The sequence below is a fragment of the Microbulbifer taiwanensis genome (genome assembly GCF_014904815.1).
In the GTDB taxonomy this organism is placed as follows: Bacteria; Pseudomonadota; Gammaproteobacteria; order Pseudomonadales; family Cellvibrionaceae; genus Microbulbifer; species Microbulbifer taiwanensis.
The window spans coordinates 117,230-135,867 of sequence record NZ_JACZFR010000009.1 but is presented as its reverse complement, the minus strand read 5'-3'; the positions used below and the strand labels follow the sequence as shown (position 1 = coordinate 135,867).

The 18,638-nt window shown below is 62.2% G+C and carries 13 protein-coding genes; 8 read left to right on the top strand and 5 right to left on the bottom strand.

Going from position 1 to position 18,638, the window contains the following annotated elements; genetic code table 11:
- Window positions 1-68 precede the first annotated feature (68 nt).
- Window positions 69-1,511, top strand: a complete 1,443-nt coding sequence (dnaB, locus tag IG627_RS03395) for a replicative DNA helicase (RefSeq protein WP_193189954.1) — start codon at window positions 69-71, stop codon at window positions 1,509-1,511.
- A 141-nt stretch (window positions 1,512-1,652) separates the two neighbouring features.
- Complete coding sequence (locus IG627_RS03390; protein WP_319024488.1) at window positions 1,653-2,738, top strand: winged helix-turn-helix domain-containing protein; 1,086 nt, start codon at window positions 1,653-1,655, stop codon at window positions 2,736-2,738.
- A gap of 3 nt (window positions 2,739-2,741) precedes the next feature.
- Here IG627_RS03390 and IG627_RS03385 read toward each other — a convergent pair whose 3' ends face one another.
- The 5 genes from IG627_RS03385 to IG627_RS03365 all read right to left on the bottom strand — a co-directional run bounded on the left by IG627_RS03385 (window position 2,742) and on the right by IG627_RS03365 (window position 7,646).
- Window positions 2,742-3,458 carry a FadR/GntR family transcriptional regulator gene (locus IG627_RS03385; protein WP_193189951.1) on the bottom strand — a complete coding sequence of 239 codons (717 nt, stop codon included), beginning with the start codon at window positions 3,456-3,458 and terminating at the stop codon, window positions 2,742-2,744.
- Between the two features lie 96 nt (window positions 3,459-3,554).
- The gene (locus IG627_RS03380) at window positions 3,555-5,324 is read right to left on the bottom strand and encodes an IlvD/Edd family dehydratase (protein WP_193189949.1); all 1,770 of its coding nucleotides are present in this window, start codon (window positions 5,322-5,324) and stop codon (window positions 3,555-3,557) included.
- The gene (locus tag IG627_RS03375; RefSeq protein ID WP_193189947.1) at window positions 5,321-5,962 is read right to left on the bottom strand and encodes a 2-dehydro-3-deoxy-6-phosphogalactonate aldolase; all 642 of its coding nucleotides are present in this window, start codon (window positions 5,960-5,962) and stop codon (window positions 5,321-5,323) included. The genes IG627_RS03380 and IG627_RS03375 overlap by 4 nt, the downstream gene beginning before the upstream one ends.
- Window positions 5,956-6,882 carry a 2-dehydro-3-deoxygalactonokinase gene (locus IG627_RS03370; protein WP_193189945.1) on the bottom strand — a complete coding sequence of 309 codons (927 nt, stop codon included), beginning with the start codon at window positions 6,880-6,882 and terminating at the stop codon, window positions 5,956-5,958. The genes IG627_RS03375 and IG627_RS03370 overlap by 7 nt, the downstream gene beginning before the upstream one ends.
- A complete protein-coding gene (locus IG627_RS03365; RefSeq protein WP_193189943.1) occupies window positions 6,882-7,646 on the bottom strand; it encodes an SDR family NAD(P)-dependent oxidoreductase in 765 nt (254 codons plus the stop codon). The genes IG627_RS03370 and IG627_RS03365 overlap by 1 nt, the downstream gene beginning before the upstream one ends.
- A gap of 238 nt (window positions 7,647-7,884) precedes the next feature.
- On the opposite strand from IG627_RS03365, the gene IG627_RS03360 reads away from it, so the two are divergent.
- The 6 genes from IG627_RS03360 (at window position 7,885) to IG627_RS03335 (ending at window position 18,504) form a co-directional block, all read left to right on the top strand.
- A complete protein-coding gene (locus IG627_RS03360) occupies window positions 7,885-8,775 on the top strand; it encodes a helix-turn-helix domain-containing protein (protein WP_193189941.1) in 891 nt (296 codons plus the stop codon).
- A gap of 109 nt (window positions 8,776-8,884) precedes the next feature.
- Window positions 8,885-10,909 carry a glucosidase family protein gene (locus IG627_RS03355; RefSeq protein WP_193189939.1) on the top strand — a complete coding sequence of 675 codons (2,025 nt, stop codon included), beginning with the start codon at window positions 8,885-8,887 and terminating at the stop codon, window positions 10,907-10,909.
- Between the two features lie 2 nt (window positions 10,910-10,911).
- Window positions 10,912-12,867 (top strand): glycoside hydrolase family 97 protein, encoded by a 1,956-nt coding sequence (locus tag IG627_RS03350; protein ID WP_193189937.1) that lies wholly within the window; start codon window positions 10,912-10,914, stop codon window positions 12,865-12,867.
- Window positions 12,868-14,331, top strand: a complete 1,464-nt coding sequence (locus tag IG627_RS03345; RefSeq protein WP_319024487.1) for a Na+/H+ antiporter NhaC family protein — start codon at window positions 12,868-12,870, stop codon at window positions 14,329-14,331. It begins immediately after the preceding gene.
- Window positions 14,328-15,518 (top strand): trans-sulfuration enzyme family protein, encoded by a 1,191-nt coding sequence (locus tag IG627_RS03340; protein ID WP_319024486.1) that lies wholly within the window; start codon window positions 14,328-14,330, stop codon window positions 15,516-15,518. Before IG627_RS03345 ends, IG627_RS03340 begins: the two co-directional genes overlap by 4 nt.
- Window positions 15,519-15,732: 214 nt before the next feature.
- On the top strand, window positions 15,733-18,504 hold the full coding sequence (locus IG627_RS03335) for a TonB-dependent receptor (RefSeq protein ID WP_193189935.1): 2,772 nt from the start codon (window positions 15,733-15,735) through the stop codon (window positions 18,502-18,504).
- The last annotated feature ends 134 nt before the right edge of the window (window positions 18,505-18,638 follow it).

Below are 18,638 nucleotides of genomic sequence, written 5' to 3'. Positions count from 1 at the left end.
CGCTGGATTCCCCTTTCTTGGAAGTGGGAATCCAGCGCCCGACTTGTTTTGGTAGTCTGAAAATCCCTATGAACGACGAATACGCCGTCCCCGAACACGAATCGCAGACCGAAGAGTCCTCGCCACTGCCGCACTCGGTAGAGGCGGAGCAGTCGGTGCTGGGCGGCCTGATGCTGGATCCGGGCCGTATCGACGCCGTGGCCGAACAGCTGGGCGAGGTGGACTTCTTCGTCGCCAGCCACCGCGTGATTTTCACCGTAATGGTGGAGCTGACCGACGGCGAACAGCCGCTGGATATTGTCACCCTGGCGGAAGCCCTCGCCAGCCGCGATCTGCTGGCGCAGGTGGGCGGCCCCGCCTACCTGGCCGAACTGGCTGAAAACACCCCGTCCGCGGCCAATATCGTCGCCTACGCCAAGATAGTCCGCGAGCGGTCGATGCTGCGCCAGCTGATCGCCGCCGCCGGCGAGATCAGCCGCACCAGTTTCAATCCCGGTGGCCTGGCCTCCGCCGACCTGCTGCAGATGGCCGAGCGCCGAGTGACGGAGATCGCCGAGGGGCGCGCGAAGGAGGGCGGCTTCGTCGGTGTCGACGCGCTGCTGAAGCAGACGGTTGAGCGCATTGACGAGCTGTTCAAGCAGGAAGGGGATATCACCGGCCTCAGCACCGGCCTCGAAGAGCTGGACCAGCGCACCTCCGGCTGGCAGCCGGGCGAACTGATCATCCTCGCGGCGCGCCCGTCCATGGGCAAGACGGCGCTGGCACTGAACTTTATCGAAGCTGCCATGCTGAGCCAGGAGAAGCCGACGCTGATCTTCAGTATGGAGATGCCGTCTGACAGCCTGGTAATGCGGATGCTGTCCTCCATCGGCCGCATCGACCAGGGGCGGATCAGGAATGGCAGCCTGCAGGAGGAGGACTGGCCCAAGCTGTCCAGCGCCGTGCAGAAGATGAAGGGCAAGTCCCTTTATATCGACGATACCCCGGCGCTCAGCCCGAGCGAGGTGCGGGCGCGGGTCAAGCGCACCGTGCGCGATCACACCAACCAGCTGATGCGCGACAACCCCAAGCTGACCCGCGAGGAGGCGGAGGCGAAGAGCATGCCGGCGATGGTCATGCTCGACTACCTGCAGCTGATGCAGGTCAAGGGCAGCACCGAGGGGCGCACCCAGGAGATCTCCGAGATCTCCCGCTCGCTGAAGGGGTTGGCCAAGGAATACAACTGCCCGGTGATCGCCCTGTCGCAGTTGAACCGCGGCGTGGAGCAGCGCCCCAACAAGCGGCCGATGAACTCGGACTTGCGGGAATCCGGTGCCATCGAGCAGGACGCCGACGTGATCCTGTTTATCTACCGCGACGAGTACTACAACGAGGACAGTCCGGATAAGGGCATGGCCGAGCTGATTATCGGCAAGCAGCGTAACGGTGAAATCGGCACCTGCCGCGCCGCCTTCGTCGGCAAATACACCCGCTTCGACAACCTGGCGCCGGAGTACTTCCAGGGCGACTAAGGCTCCAGCCCCTGATCTGTAGACTCTCTGTCGCAAAACAAGCTTTTATTGCTTCGTCATTCCGGCGCGGGCCGGAATCCAGGTGCCACTGAACTGGATACCGGCCTGCGCCGGTATGACGATTGCATCCTGTAGGGGGCTGTGTTGCTTTCAAATACTGATATCCGCGCGCTGGTTATCGAGCGCCAGCATATCCACCGGCCTTGGGCCGAAGATCTGTCGTCCCTGATCCGCTACCTGGGTGCCCTGCAACTCGACGCCATCCAGCGCATCACCCGCGCCCATCACCACCAGCTCTACAACCGCCTGCCGCGCTATCATGAGGCCCATCTGGCGCAGGCGGAGCAGCGCCGCGAGATCTTCGAATACTGGTCCCACGCCGCCGCCTACCTGCCGATGGCGCACTACCGCTTTGCCCGCGTGCGCATGGACCGTATCCGCGAGGGCCAGCGGCACTGGTTCGAGAAGAACGCCAAGCTGTGCCGCTATGTGTTGGATCGGGTGCGCGCCGAAGGGGCGCTCAAGGCCAGTGATTTTGTCAGGGCCAAGGGCGGCTGGTGGGAGTGGTCCGACGAGAAAAAGGCGCTGGAACAGCTGTTTCACGAGGGCGAGCTGATGGTCAGTCACCGCGATGGTTTCCAGAAGGTCTTCGACCTGCCGGAGCGGCTGCTGCCCTCGCATATCCACACCGACGCTGCCAGCGACCTCGACTACGGCCGCCACCTGGTGCGGACTTTCCTCGGCGCCCAGGGCATCGGCCGGCTGGAGGAGATCGCCTACCTGCGCAGGCACGACAAGCCGCTAATCAAGAGTGCGGTGGAGAGGATGCTGCAAAGCGGTGAATTGAAACCATCCGGCAAGGAGCTGTTGTTGGCGGAGGACGAACAGACCGATCCGGTCGCAGCGCCGCGCAGGGTGCGCCTGCTGTCACCCTTCGACCCGCTGGTGCTGCAGCGCAAGCGCCTGCAAAGGCTGTTCGATTTCGACTACCAGCTGGAGTGCTACCTGCCGGCGCACAAACGCCGCTTCGGCTATTTCTGCCTGCCGATCCTGTACGGCGACAGCTTTGCGGGAGTCGTGGACCTGAAGGCAGACAGGGGCGCCGGCCTGCTGCGTGTCGAGTCACTGCACTGGGGGAGACAACCCGGTTCCGCGCTCGAGGCGAGCTTTAATCGCACCTTGGGGCAGTTTGCCCGCTTCCACGGGCTTGCCCCGGAGCGGCGATAGCGATCAGGCCGCCTTCTTTTCCAGCGCCTTCTCGATCAGGTCCAGTGTCTCTTGCTGCATGGTGGCACAGGCCCTGCGGGCGGCCGCGGCATTGCCCCTGGCTATGGCGTTATAGAGCTTGCGGTGATTTTCATGGCTGGCGCTTTCGACGCCCTTGAGGCGGTTGGTAAAGCGGATGCTGACCCGCAGCGCCGTCTCGATAAAGCTGCACAGCTGGATATAGAAGGGGTTGTTGGTCGCGCGGAGTATATTGCTGTGGAAGGCGATATCCGCTTCCAGGGGATCGCACAGACCCTGCTCCGCCTCTTTCATGCGCTGCAGTGCCGCGCCGATTTCGTCGATCCTGGCCCTATCCCCGCACTCGGCCGCCAGCGCCGCCGCTTCCTTTTCGATGGCCAGGCGCAGCTGCGAAAAATCCCTGAGCATTTCCAGGTTGGGGCTGCCGCGCAGCATCCAGCCGAGCACATCCGGGTCGAACAGGTTCCAGTGTTCCCGCGGCTGTACGCGAATGCCCTGGCGCGGACGCGAGGTAATGAGCCCCTTGGCCGTCAGCATCTTGATGGCCTCGCGGGTGGCGCTGCGGCTGATACCGTGGTCGTCGCACAGATCCGCTTCCGAAGGCAGGCCCTCTCCGCTGCGGTAGCGACCTGCGGCGATGGCTTCGCCGAGGGTGTGTACCAGTTGCTGCGTCAAATTGCGCCCGCTCTGTTGTCCTTGCATTGTTTGCTCTCTCGGGGGTGGAAGACATTTATATGATAAATGTCTCCAGGGGGGTGTCGCCAGGCGCACTTTGCCTGGCCGGAGTTTTGCGTCACTTCAGTGGGAGTGGCGCGGTGTCCTGGCGATGATATTGCGGTAATCGGCCATGGACTCAAATATCGCGCCCCCGTCCAGGCCGGAGACTTCACGCCGGTACAGCTGCTGCCACCAGGTCTGGTTGGCCGGCGTCGCCAGCTGTGCGTCGCGGGCCCGCCACTCGGTTTCCGGCACCAGCGCGTCGACGGTGCGGAGGTTCAGGTCGATACGGATGCGGTCGCCGTTACGCAGTCGCGCCAGGCCGCCGCCGTCTGCCGCTTCCGGCGAGGCGTTGAGGATGGACGGCGAGCCTGAGGTACCGCTCTGGCGACCGTCGCCGATGGTGGGCAGGGACTGCACGCCCTTTTCCAGCAGCGCCGTCGGCGGTTGCATGTTCACCACTTCGGCGGAGCCCGGATAGCCCTTGGGGCCGGCGCCGCGCATGACCAGGATGCACTCCTCGTCGATATTCAGTGCCGGGTTGTCGATCTCCGCGTGGTAGTGCTCGGGGCCGTCGAACACTATCGCCCGGCCCTCCATCACATTGGGGCTGGTCGGGTCCGACAGGTAACGGCGGCGGAATTCCCCGTCGATTGCCGACACCTTCATTACCGCAGAATCGAAAAGATTGCCGGACAGCACCATCAGCCCGGCCTCGGCGGCCACCGGTTCGTCAACCGTGCGGATAACCCGCCGGTCGGCGCTGCGGCTGTCCCGACAGTTTTCCTCCAGCGTGCGCCCGGATACGGTGAGCGCGTCGCCGTGCAGCAGGCCGGCACCGAGCAACTCGGCGGTCACCGAAGGCACGCCGCCGGCCCGGTGAAACTCCTCGCCCAGATACTCCCCCACCGGCTGGCAGTTCACCAGTTGCGGGATTCTCTGGCCGCAGCGTTGCCAGTCCTCCAGCGTGATATGCACGCCGGCGTGGGCGGCGATGGCGTTAATGTGGATGGGGGCGTTGGTGGAGCCGCCCAGGGCCGAGCAGACAGCGATGGCGTTCTCGAACGCCGCGCGGGTGAGTATCCGGTCGGGGGTCAGTTGCTCCCATACCATCTGCACCGCGCGTTTGCCGGTGTAGTAGGCCATCTGTGCCCGCTCCCGGTAGGGCGCCGGTATAGAGGCGCAGCCGGGCAGCATCATGCCCAGGGCCTCCGCCAGACAGTTCATCGTCAGTGCCGTGCCCATGGTGTTGCAGTGACCGGCCGAGGGCGCCGAGCCGGCGGCCGCCTGCATAAATGCCTCTGTGTCTATCTCGCCCCTCGCCAGCCGCTTGCGCGCCTCCCAGATCACAGTCCCGGAACCGGCGCAGCGCCCCAGGTAGTGCCCGTTCAGCATGGGGCCGCCGGACAGGGCAATGGCCGGCAGATTGACACTGGCCGCGCCCATCAGCAGTGCCGGGGTGGTCTTGTCGCAGCCGGTGGTGAGCACCACGCCGTCCAGCGGATAGCCGTGCAGTATTTCGGTCAGCGACAGGCACTGCAGGTTGCGGTCCAGGGCCGCGGTGGGGCGGCGGCCCGTTTCCTGGATCGGGTGCACCGGGAATTCCAGCGGAATGCCACCGCCGTCGCGGATGCCCTGCTTGACTCTGTCCGCCAGCTCTACATGAACGCGGTTGCAGGGCACCAGATCGGAACCTGTCTGGGCGATACCGATGATCGGTCGCTGCGACTGCAGCTCCTCCCGGGTTAGTCCGAAGTTCAGGTAGCGCTCCAGGTAGAGTGCGGTCATGCCGGGATCGGCGTCGTCGTCGAACCACTGGCGGCTGCGGAGCTGTATGTCTGTTTTTTTCATAGGGAAATACTTGCAAGAGAAGTTTGAGCCGCGCGCAGGGCGGCCATCAGCTGCTCCGCACTGTGGCGAATTTCGATAGAAGATTTGTCGGCGCGGTAGAGGCTTGCGCCCAGGCCGAAGCCGGAGGCTCCAGCCTGCAGGTAGTCGCGCATATTACCGGCGCAGATGCCGCCCACCGCCAGCAGAGGCAGGGGTGGCAGCACAGTGCGCAGGGCCCGGATAGCCGCCGGCGGTATCATTTCTGCGGGGAACAGCTTGATCGCATCGGCGCCCGCCTGTGCAGCGGCGAAGGCCTCGCTGGGGGTGCTGCAGCCCGGGGCTGAGGCGGCGCCGAGTGCTTTGCTGTGGCGTATCACCTGCGGGTCGCAATTGGGGGAGACGATCAGCCGGCCGCCGGCTTCGACGACCCTATCCACCTGGGCGCAATCTGTCACTGTGCCGGCGCCGATCAACGCACTGTCACCAAAGCGCTCGCAGAGCGCGGCGATGGATACGCAGGCATCGGGAGAGTTCAGTGGCACCTCTACAATGGAAAAGCCGGCCTCTATCAGCTCGCCGGCAACGGCCACCGCCGCTTCCGGGGTGACGCCGCGCAGTATGGCCACCAGCGGGCAGGCATTGAGGTAGTCGTTCAGCATTGCGTATCTCCATCCTGGACGTGTCCGGCTCCTTCGGCGATAAGTGCCAGGCCGGTGGTGGTGGCGGCCCCGGGGGCCAGCGCGCGCAGCGGGCAGCGGAAAAACTCCGCGGCCATCTCGTAGGCCGGGCGCAGCCTGTCGCCGGCTATCAGCAGGCAGTCGCCGTCGGGGCTGTAGCGACCGAGCGCCGCGGAAAACTCACTGCCGATCAGCAGCCCGGACAGATAACTCAATGGCGATTGACCCCCGCCGGCGGCGCACAGCTGGCGGGCGCGCACGGAAAAAATCTGTTGCAGCAGGCTGTCTCCAGCGCGGCTGATTTCCAGGCCGCGAACAAATTCATCCACATCGAGATCCGCTTGCGGCCCCGCGCTGCCGACAGAGCTGTGTTCGCACAGCAGTGCGAACAGCTCGCCGGTGAGGTAGGTGGTGAAATTCTCGATGCGTCCGTTTGCAGCGCTGACCCACTTGCTGTGGGTTCCGGGCAACAGCAGCAGCGCGTCCCGCCGCTCCGCCAGTTGCAGCGCGCCGAAAACCTGCACTTCCTCACCGCGCATGACATCCGCGCTGCCAGACGGATTGGTGCAGCGCACACCGGGGGCTATGCGGATATTCAGTTCCGGAAACTGCGCCAGCTCGGTGAAGCCCGCGCGCAGGGCGCAGGGGTCCGCGGGGCAGGGAATATAGGGCGTTTCCTGCCAGCCGTTGCGAGCGCCGACCATGCCACTCATCAATACCGGAATGCCCGGCCGGCGCTGCAGCCAGTCGCCGCAACTGCGCATGAACGCCGCGTGAAAGCCGGTGGCGCCCAGTGCCAGGGCGCCGTCGGAACTGTGTCGCTGCTCGAGCAGCTGGCCGCTGGCGCCCAGCAGGTAGGCGCGCAGGTTGCTGGAACCCCAGTCGATTACGATCCTTTCCATCAGGCGCGGCCGCCGTCGACGACCAGGGCCTGACCGGTGATCATGGCCGACGCCTGCGACGCGAGGAACAGGGCCGCGTTGGCGCAATCTGTCTCCGAGATGGTGCGCTTCAGGCACTGCTGGTCCAGGCACTCCCGCAGCGCCTCTTCGGTCACCCACAGCGCCTTTTGCCGCTCGGTCATCACCCAGCCGGGTATCAGTGAATTCACCCGAATGCCCGCCGGCCCCAGCTCCCGCGCCAGCGCCTTGGACAGGCCGACAATCGCCGCCTTGGCTGCGACATAGGCCGGGTAACCGGCCAGGCCGAGCATGGAGGAGTTGGAGCCCACATTGATGATGCTGCCGCGGCCCCTGGCCCGCATCCCGGGTGCCACCTTTTGCGCGGTGAAGAAATGCGGTCGCAGGTTGGTGTTGAGGGACAGGTCCCACTCCACCGGACTGAAGCTATCCAGGCTGTGGCGCGTGTCCCGGGCGGCATTGTTGATCAGCACATCCACCGGCCCCGTCTCCGCGGCGGCCTCCTCCATACACTGCTGTAGATGTTCGACGTCGGCGATATCGCAGTGCCGGAAAAACGGGCGGCTGCCGGATCGCGACTCTATGTCGTCGCACAAGCGGTTCGCCTTATCCGCATCCAGGGAGACGAAAGCCACCCGCGCGCCCTGGGAGGCAAAGCTGCGTACAAAGGCGGCGCCGATACCGGATCCTCCGCCGGTGATAAAAACAGAGGTGTTTTCTAGATCGCTATAGGTCGCCGGTGTCATTGCGCTCTCCGCTTCATCGCCTGTCGGTTTCTGTCCCTCAATTCATATTTATAATATAAATTGATAAAAACGCTCCTGCCAAGGGATTTCTCGACACAGGCGGGGACGGGTGCGGAGACTTCCCGGAATTCCCACTATTATTCCCATATCATAACTTTTTTGTACACAAAAACAGTTTTTGCCTGATACACTGACCGGCCAGAGCGCATAAAAAGAGCCGCAAAGTCGCAGGGCCGCCATGAATCAGTGGGTTGAAAAAATAGAGTTCGACAACAGCAGTCCCCTGGCCACCCAGGGTCGCGAACATCAGTTCGGCTTCCGGCGCCACTGCCCGGAAATCATGGATGAGAGCCATTGGCACGGGCATATCGAAATCAATTACCTGTTCGATTGCTGTGCGGATTACCTGATCGATGGGCGCAAGATCCACGTGCCCGAGGGGCGCATGATCCTGTTCTGGGCCTCTATCCCCCACCAGATGATCGCGAGCGAGGGAGATGGGGAGATGGTCAATATTTACATCCCGTTGCACGCCTTCCTCAGTTGGAAATTTCCCGAGCGCTTTGTCAGCGAGCTGCTGCACGGCGCGGTGCTGGTTTCCGACAATCTCTACGACTGCGACCGGCAGCTGACCCGCATCTGGGAGCGGGACCTGGAGTTGGGGGACGCGGCCATGACCGCGCAGGTGATCGGCGAGATACGCGCGCGCGTCAGGCGCATGTCCCTCGAGACCTATTCGAGCCAGAACACTGCCCGCGTCTCAGAGGGAAAGGGCGGGGCGGCGGTCAACGGCCTCGACCATGTGCAGAAGATGCTGCGCTACATCGCCGATCACTACGACCAGAAGATCACCATCGACAGCGTCGCCAGGACCGCGGGCCTGCACCAGAACTACGCCATGCGCCTGTTTAGCCGGGTGATGAAGGTGTCCATCAAGCAGTACATCAACCAGCTGCGACTGCAGCATGCCCAGGCGCTGTTGGTGGATACCCAGAACGCGGTACTGGAAATCGCCATGGAGGCGGGATTCGGGTCCGTCAGCCGCTTTTACGACAATTTCCAGCGGGCATTCCACATGTCGCCGCTGGAGTTCCGCAATAGCGCACTGCGTCGGCAGGCGGGCGGTTGAAAGTTATTTTCCGGGAGACGGAAATTGATTTCCGGCACGCGAGGTGTCGGATCGCGGTGCTTCAATAAGTCAGCAAAATAATCGGAAAAAAAACTTGGAGGTGTCCGGCATGTGGCGAACCCTGATGATATCCCTACTGGTGGCGAAGACTTCGCTGTGTTGGGCGGAGAGCGGCGCGGACCTGAGCAGCCTCGCCGACCGCCTAAAAGACCGCTGGCAGCTGCAGTCTGATAGCATCCGCTGGCCGGTGGGGGATGCACACAGCGATCACCTGGAACTCAGCGGCGAGCAGGTGTCTGCGATTATCTATTACGGGGCGGACGAGCGCGGCCATCTCACCCTGACCAGGAAAGTCGTCTGGCCGATGCTGCGCACCCTGCCCAACGACACCCACGCCAGCCTGATCCATGAATTTCCGCTGTCGGTGTCCCCGGAGATTCGCATCGACGGCGAGCCCATCGCCAGCGAGCGGCCGCAGCGGATCGAGTTCGACGGCCTGCTGTCGATTCAGAGCCGCATCTCCGACACCCTGACCCTGACCAGGACCCTGTCGCCGAGTACCGAGGCGCCGCGGCTGGTGGAGGCGCTGACGCTGGAAAACCGCGGCGACAAAGCACTCAGGATCGATCTCAGCGCACCGGACTATACCGTGAGCACGCCGGCAGAGACGGGGGTTTACGGTTCCTACAGGATCGCCGCGATTCTGGACAGGCCCGGCCGCCACGAGATTGCCGCCGGTCAGTCGATCACCGTGTATCTCCAGTTTGTGGCCACCAGGAATGGTCAACAGTTCCCGTTTGACGGCGCTGCCGAACTGCAGAAGCGCCGCGACAGCGTGGGTGCCATCGAGAAGAAGTTGCGCCTGCAGACTCCCGATCCGGTACTGGACCGCATGTTCGACTTCGCCAAGCTGCGTGCGTCCGAGAGTATTTTCCGCACCAAGGGCGGGCTGATGCACGGGCCCGGCGGCGGTCGCTACTATGCGGCGATCTGGGCCAACGACCAGGCGGAATACGCGAATCCGTTCTTTCCCTTTCTGGGCGACAACAGAGGCAACGAATCGGCGCTGAACAGCTTCCGCCACTTTGCCGAATACATGAACGATGAATACCGCCCCATTCCCTCGTCGATCATCGCCGAGGGGACCGACTACTGGAACGGTGCCGGCGACCGGGGTGACTGCGCCATGATCGCCTACGGCGCCGGTCGCTTCGCCCTGGCCTACGGCCGCGAGCGCGAGGCGCGCGAGCTGCTGCCACTGATCGACTGGTGCCTGGAATTCAGCTTTAGGAAGATGGGTGAAGCGGGGGTCGTCGCCTCGGACAGCGATGAACTGGAGGGGCGCTTCCCGGCCGGTGATATCAATCTCAGCACCAATGTGCTGCTCTATGGCGCCCTGGTTTCCGCGACACACCTGAACCGGGAACTGGGCCGCGAGCGGCAGGCGGAGCAATACCGGCTGCGCGCCCGCTCTCTGCGCGCGGCCATAGATCGCTACTTCGCCGCGACGGTGCAGGGGTTCGACACCTATCGCTACTACGATGGCAACGACAGGCTGCGCGCGTGGATCGCCCTGCCGCTGACGATGGGAATATTCGAGCGCAAAGAAGGCACACTGGAGGCGCTGTTGTCCCCGCAGCTGTGGAGTGAAAACGGCATTTACACCGAGGCCGGTGACACCACCTTCTGGGACAGGGCCACCCTCTACGCATTCCGCGGCATTTTCGCCGCCGGTGAGACGGACACCGCGATGCGCTACTTCAAGTACTACTCCCGCAAGCGCCTGCTGGGCGACCATGTCCCCTATGCCGTCGAGGCCTGGCCAGAGGGCAACCAGCGGCACCTGTCTGCGGAGAGTGCCCTCTATGCGCGGGTGGTGACCGAGGGGCTGTTCGGCATAGAGCCCACCGGTTTCGACAGTTTCGAGATGGCGCCGCGACTGCCGAGTGGCTGGGATTCCATGTGTTTGAAAAATATTCGCGCTTTTCAGCGGGACTTCGACCTCTGTGTCGAGCGCACGCCGAAGGATTACAAGATCTCTGTGGCAGATCAAAACGGATTGCGCCAGCTGGACTGGAACGGATCCGGCTCCATTGCATTCGATTTCCACTCGATCGTTAAGAAGGAGGGGTAACGATGCGATGGATCACTGCGGTTGCACTGCTGCTGGTCGCCGACGGGCCAGCTCTGGGCGCAGACAATAAATTCCGCTTGCAGTCCCCGGATGGGCGTACGGAAGTCGATGTGACGGTGCAGGGCGAGATCCGCTATTCAGTGTCCGTGGATGGTGAACCGCTACTGCGGGATTCCCTGGCGGACCTGCTTGTTGGCAATATGTCCGTGGCGAAATCGGCGCGAAGCGTGTCGGCCCGGGAGCGCAGCGTCGAGCGCCTGCTGCACCCGGCAGTGCCGGAAAAGTTTTCGCAGATCAGGGAGAGCTATAACGAACTCACCCTGGCGCTGAACAACAATTTCACCATCAGCTTCCGCGCCTTCGACAATGGCATCGCCTACCGCTTCAACGCACTCGATGGCAGCGGGAATTTTGCCGTCAGCGATGAGCTGGCCGAGATCCGTTTCGTCGGCAGCGGCCTGGCCTATTTCCCGGAAGAGCAGGGCTTTGTTTCCCACAATGAGCGCGCTTACCTGCCGGCGCCGCTGAAGGAGCTTGACGGGCAGAGGCTGGCGAGCCTGCCGCTGTTGGTGGACGGCGGCGCGGTCAAGGTCGTGATCACCGAGAGCGGCCTGCGCGATTACCCGGGCATGTGGCTTGCCGGTAGCTCCGGCAACGGGCTGAGCGCGCGTTTCCCCCGCCGCGTATTGCAGGCATCACTAAAGGAAAATTCCGACCGCAACCAGCTCATCGAGCGCCGCGCCGACTACCTGGCGCAGACCGGCGGGCCGCGTGAATTTCCCTGGCGCATTGTCGCCATTGCCCGCGAGGATGCCGAGCTGCTGACCAACCAGCTCAGCTACCTGCTCGCCGGCGAGCAGCAGCTGACCGACGCCGACTGGATCAGGCCGGGTAAGGTGGCCTGGGACTGGTGGAATGCCAACAACCTCTACGGCGTGGACTTCGAGGCAGGCGTCAACACCGAGACCTACAAGTACTACATAGACTTCGCGGCAAAATACGGCCTCGAATATATCCTGCTCGACGAGGGTTGGTACCGGCTCGGCAACCTGCTGCAGGAGTCGGAGAATATCGACGTACAGGCCATCATCGATTACGGCCGCGAGAAAAATGTCGGCGTTATCCTGTGGGTGGTCTGGGAGACACTAGAGCGGCAGATGGATGAGGCGCTGGACCGCTTTGCCGACTGGGGCGCCGCCGGTATCAAGGTGGATTTCATGCAGCGGGACGACCAGGACATGGTCAGCTACTACTGGCGGGTGGCGGAGCAGGCGGCCAAACGCCGGCTGCTGGTGAACTTCCACGGCAGCTACAAGCCCGCCGGCCTGCGCCGCGCCTGGCCCAATGTGCTCACCCGTGAGGGTGTGCGCGGGTTGGAACACAATAAATGGGCCGACTATATAACCCCGGAACACAACCTGACGATTCCGTTCATCCGTATGCTCGCTGGTCCCATGGACTATACACCGGGGGCCATGGTCAACGCGCAGCCGGATAATTTCCATATCTCCTTCGCGCGCCCGATGAGCAAGACAAGCCGCGCCCATCAGCTGGCCATGTACGTGATCTACGAGAGCCCGCTGCAGATGCTCGCCGACAGTCCGTCCAACTACCTGCGCGAGGCGGCATCGACGGAATTTATCGCGTCTGTACCGACGGTGTGGGACGAGACGCGAATCGTCTCCGCGAAGCTCGGTGACCATATCATCACCGCGCGTCGCGCAGGCAGTGATTGGTTTATCGGCGCCATGGGCAATGGCGAAGCGCGCCGCTTCAGTTTCGAGCTGGAATTTCTCGGCGACGGGAAATACCAGATGACCAGTATCGGCGACGGCGTGAACGCGGCCCGCTACGCCGGCGATCACTCGGTCCGTTCGCAGATGGTGAGCGGCGATTCCAGTGTCAAAATAGCCCTGGCGCCGGGGGGCGGCTGGGTGGCGAAGTTGGAGAAGATCTAGGTGGGCACGCGCCTGGAGCCGGGATTCGGTCGCTCGCTGCTCGCAGTTGGCTTTTTGTTGCTCGCGGTCGGCTACGGGCTGGTCGCCCGGCCCCTGTGGTTCGGGCAGCAGGCACTGCCGCTGGAGCTGGTGTTTCTCTTCGCCGCAGTCGCCGCCGCCTGCCAGCTGTTGTGGCTGGGGCACCGCTGGGAAGACATGCAACGGTCAATGGTGGCGAAGCTGTCGCGGGCGCTGCCCACGATACTATTGCTGTTCGCGATTGGTCTGCTGATTGGCAGCTGGATAATCTCCGGCACCATTCCGATGTTGATGGTCTACGGTGTGGAGCTGGTCACTCCCGGGCAGATCTATCTATTCGCATTTTTAGTGCCGGCGGTCTTCTCCCTGTGTACCGGCACTTCCTGGGGTTCCATTGGCACCGCGGGCGTGGTGATCATCTCCATTGCTACTGTGATGGGGGCGGACCTGGCGATAGTGTGCGGCGCCATCGTCGGTGGCGCCTATTTTGGCGACAAAGTCTCACCCCTGTCGGACACCACCAATATCGCCGCGCTGGCGGTGGGGGTGGACGTGTACCAGCATATCCGCTCCATGCTCTACACCACCCTGCCGGCTGGGCTGCTCGCGGCCGGCGTCTTCACCGCGCTGGGCCATCTGCGTCCGCCACCGGCGGCCGGCGGCTACGACAATCCGCTGCCGTTGCTGACCGGGATATTCGATTTCCATCCACTGCTGTTGCTACCGGTGCTACTGGTGTTGGTGGGTTCCGCGCGCCGGGTGCCGCCGCTGCTGGTGCTGGTCGCCTCCACACTGTTGGCCTCGCTGCTGGCGATACTGGTACAGAAGTTTTCCGTCGACGAACTGGTGCGCACGTTGCACCGGGGCTTCGACCTGTCACGGATTGCGGAGCAGCAAGGGATTGTGTTCGGGGAGCAACCGCTGCTGTCTGCACTGTTGGATCGCGGTGGCCTCTACGCACTTTCCGAGCCGGCGATCATTGTGATTCTGGTGTTTGTCTATGTGGGCATCATCGATCGTATAGGTGCCCTGTCGACAGTGATCCAGATGTTGCTGCGCGGGGTTAAGCGGGCGTCGGCGCTGATCGCCGCATCGCTGGTGGCTTCGGCGGTGGGCAACGCGCTCACGTCCAGCCAGTACGCCAACAGCTTTATCGTCGGCGATGCATTGGCGGAAAAATACGATCGTCTGGGCGTGCCGCGCCGGGTGCTCTCCCGCTCGCTGGAGGATACCGGTACCATGATCGAGAGCCTGGTACCCTGGAGCACCACCTCGGTTTTTATATTCGCGACGCTCGGCGTCTCTGTGGCCGACTACTGGCACTGGCAGCTGCTGTCGCTGTTCAATATCGCGATCGCATTCTTGTGTGCGTTCACTGGTTTCGGTTGTTTCCTGTCGTGGGAGCGGGATGCCTTGCCCGCGACCAGCATTGAGGGGGTGAGGTGAGTAAAGGCTTTGGGGTGGATACCCTGTTGGTGGTGGATGATTCGCAATTTCGGGATGCCGAGGGCGCGGTGGTCCCGCCCATTTACCAGAATTCCCTGTTTACCTTCGACAGCTGGGAGGCGATCGACAGCGCCTTCGACGACAAGGTGAACCGGGCCATCTATACCCGCGGTAACAATCCCTCGGTGGCGCTGGTGGAGAAGAAGCTGGCATTGCTGGCCGGAGCGGAAAAGGCGCGGCTGTTTTCCTCCGGTATGGCTGCCATCTCCGCGGCGATACTGCACTTCGTCTCTGCCGGCGACCACGTGATCGCGGTAAAAAATGCCTACGGACCCACGGTCGGCCTGCTCAATGATTTTCTCGGGCCCAAACTCGGGATCGAGTGCAGTTTTGTCGGCGGCGGCGAAATCGAGGAATTCACCGGCGCGATACGCCCGAACACCAGGCTGATTTTTCTCGAGAGCCCCTCCTCGGTGGTCTTTGGTCTGCAGGACCTGGCGGCGGTGGCGGACCTGGCGCGCAGCCGCGGCATCGCCACGGCCATCGACAATACCTGGGCTACTCCCTATTTCCAGAAGCCGCTGGCACTGGGAATTGATCTGGAAATTCACTCCTGCTCCAAATACCTGGGCGGTCACAGCGATCTGGTCGCCGGCGCGCTGATCGGTTCGGTCCAGCTGATCGACGAAATACGCATGCGGGAGTACGAGCTGCTGGGCGCCAAGATGGCACCTATCGAGGCCTGGCTGCTGCTGCGCAGCCTGCGCACCCTGCCGCTGCGGATGGAGCGGCACCAGCAGAGCGCGCTCAGGGTGGCGCAGTTCCTGCGCGCGCATCCGTCCGTCCGACGCGTGTTTTACCCGGGCCTGGAAGATTTTCCCCAGTATGATCTGGCGCGCCGGCAGATGTCCGGCTTCAGCGGGCTGATGGGCTTCGAGCTGGCGACGGACGAGCTGGACTCGATCAAGCGCTTCTTCAACGCCCTGGAACTCTTCCGTATCGGTGTCAGCTGGGGCGGGCACGAGAGCCTGGTCTATGCCCCTGCCATTGGCTATCTGCGCGAGCAGTCGCCGGATCGACTGGCGGATATGGGTATTTTCCTCGGTAATATGCGTATTTCTGTCGGGCTGGAAAGTGCGGACGATCTGATTGCAGATCTCGATCGGGCGCTCTGCCTGGTTTTATAAAGCCTTGTAGCGTAGGCAAGGGAGCGTAGCGACTTTCCGTCGTTTGTCGCCTGATGATGGGCAGACTTCGCTCTGCCCATCCTACTTCCTGGTGCATGGTCTCCACGTTATTTTTCGGTAATAACTCCTCTTCTTTTGGGAGGAATCGGGGACAATCTCACTATAACTTGGCCCTTACTAAAAAATAATATAAATCTTAAGAAAGGGTCTGGATATGAAAATGAAAACACTCGCCTTTGCGATCAGCGCGGCGCTGGCGGCCGCTGCTCAGGCCGCCGACGAGTCTCTGGAAGCCGCTGAACTGGCCGTACAGGACGGCGGTGCAGTCGGGGAATCGGAAGGTGACACCCTCGAAGAGGTTCAGGTCACCGGAATCCTGAACAGTATCAAGAGCGCCGAGCAGATCAAGCGGCAGTCGGACAATATCGTCGATGCGATCGTCTCCACGGATATCGGCAAGTTCCCCGACGAGAATGTGGCCGAGGCACTGCAGCGGGTACCCGGGGTCAGCGTCAACCGCAACAACGGCGAGGGGCAGACGGTGACAGTGCGCGGCCTGGGCGGCAACTACAATGTCACCACTTTCAATGGGCGCAAGCTGGCGTCCGACAATGAGACGCGGGATTTTAACTACGACATCATCGCATCGGAGCTGATCAACGGCGTTACCGTCAACAAGACTCCTCAGGCACACCTGGTCGACGGTGGTATAGGCGCGGTGATCGATGTAACCACGGCGCGACCACTGGATATTGGCGAGTTCTCCCTGGCCGCTTCTTTCCGCGGAGCCTACGGCGAGCGCACCGAGTCCGTGGACCCGCGCGCTTCGCTGGTGGTCAGCAACACCTTCAATGACGATACGCTCGGTGTGCTGGCCTCGCTGGCGCACTCCAGCTACAGCAACCGCCACGATAACTATTTCGGCACAGGCCCGGTTGCGCGGGATATTGATATCGGCAACGACGGCAGCGTTGATATTGCAGATGCCGTCTTCCCCTCCTATGCGGGCTTCACCCTCTACGAGGACTCCCGCGAACGGACCGGCGGTACCTTCGCTGTGCAGTGGCGTCCGAGCGACGACATCGATATAAATTTCGACAGCCTTTTCAGCAAATACAATATCGATTCCCACGGCTCGCAGATTTCCATTCCCACCTACAGTGAGTGGTGGCTGAGCGCACCCAACGGCGCCTATACGCAAGCCACCGTGGATGAAAACAATGTGGTGCAGAAGCTGGCCTGGGACAGCCCCTTCCTGATCGACCTGATCGATATCCGCAACCCGCGCCAGAGCACCACTTACCAGCTGGGCCTGGCGGTGGACTGGGATATCGACGACTTCACCTTCAACGCCGATATCTCCCACTCCAGGGCCAAAAATGAAAACGCCGGCGACAATCGCTTCGTGGTGGCGCGTACCGGTGTGACTGCCGGTGCCTTCGACTGGGGCAGTGGCAACAAGGTTCCGGACCTGGTGCTGTCAGATGACATCACCCCGGATGGAACCTACGGCGGCTGGTACAGCCGGCTGGACGGCACCGGTGTCGAGGATGAAGTCTCCACCTTCGTACTGAACGGCAAATGGCACTCTGACGGCCTGTTTACCGAGGTATTGTTCGGCCTCGGCTATACGGATCAGGGCAAGACGCGCAGCTATTTCCACTCTACCAACGCATCGATTTTCGCAGCGGATTACCTCGACGAGGTGCTGCAGAATGTGGATCCATCGCACCTGGTGGATTTCTACGGGCATCTCTGGTGGGAGCTGCCCAGCGAGGCCTTCCAGGCAGGGGATGCGGACAACTTCCTCGATGGCGTATCCGGTGACTTTCCACAGCGCTGGGCCAGTGTGGACATGAACAAGCTGTTCTCCTTCTTCGAGCAACTGGATCCGGAATCCGCGCAGCTGCTAACGCCGGTATTCCAACCGGAGAGTTCCTACGAAATCCGTGAGGAAATCGCCCACGCCTATATAGAGGGCAATATGGAGGGCGATCTGTTCGATATGCCCTACTACCTCAATATGGGACTGCGTTATGCGCAGACGACGACCTTCGCCAGTGGCCACACCCAGGATATCGACAGGTTGCAGCTGGATGCGAGCGGCAACCCGATTAACGACGACTGGCGGCATGTGCAGCCGGTCACCAATGAGAATGTCTACTCGGACCTGTTGCCCAGCCTGAATTTCAAGCTGTCTCTGACCGACGAGCTGATTGTCCGCCTTGCGGCCTCCCAGGTGATTGCGCGGCCGTCGCTCTATGAACTGGCCCCCCGGACCTCAATCAATCCCGTCACCGGTGCCAACGGCCTCAAGTCCCTGTCTATTTCCGCCGGAGACCTGGAGCCCTATACCGCGGACCAGTTCGATACCGCATTAGAGTGGTACTACTCCGACTACGGCACCCTGACCTTCGCCACCTTCTACAAGGATGTGGCCAGCTTTATTAAGTGGGAGCAGAGTATTACTACGATCGATGGTTTCGATTTCGACACCTGGAAGCCGGTAAACCAGGACGAGAAATCGAAGATCCGTGGGGTGGAGTTGGCCTGGCTGCAGACCTTCGACCCCTTCCTGCCGGAATACCTGTCCGGATTCGGGGTGCAGGCGAATTACACATACAGCGACAGCGTCTCCGGTGAAAAGGACGAGGACGGCAATAACAAGGACTTCGCCGGCATGTCCAAGGATCAGTACAACATCGTCGCCTTTTATGAAAAGGACCGCTTGCAGGCGCGACTGGCCTACAACTACCGTGGGGATTATTTCGCCGGTGAGGTATGGGGCGGATCGCGCTTTGTGAATGCGTTCAGCTGGATGGACGTCAGCGCCAGCTACCGCGTCAACGACCAGTTCACCCTGACGGCAGAGGTCACCAACCTGCAGGACAAACTGTACAGCTCCTGGGTTTACAGCCCCTCAGTTGCCGACAACGCGGCCAACTACGGCCGTCGCTTTACCGTTGGAGTGCGGGCGAACTTTTAAATGAATTTTATTGCACGGGCGGCTATCAGGGCCGCCTGTTGGAATTTCTCCCTTGTGTCAGGAGTCTCTCTGGGGAAGTCCGATAGGGCTTCCCCCTTTTTTCTGTCGAATCCGCTTTTAGCTCTTTTTTCAAT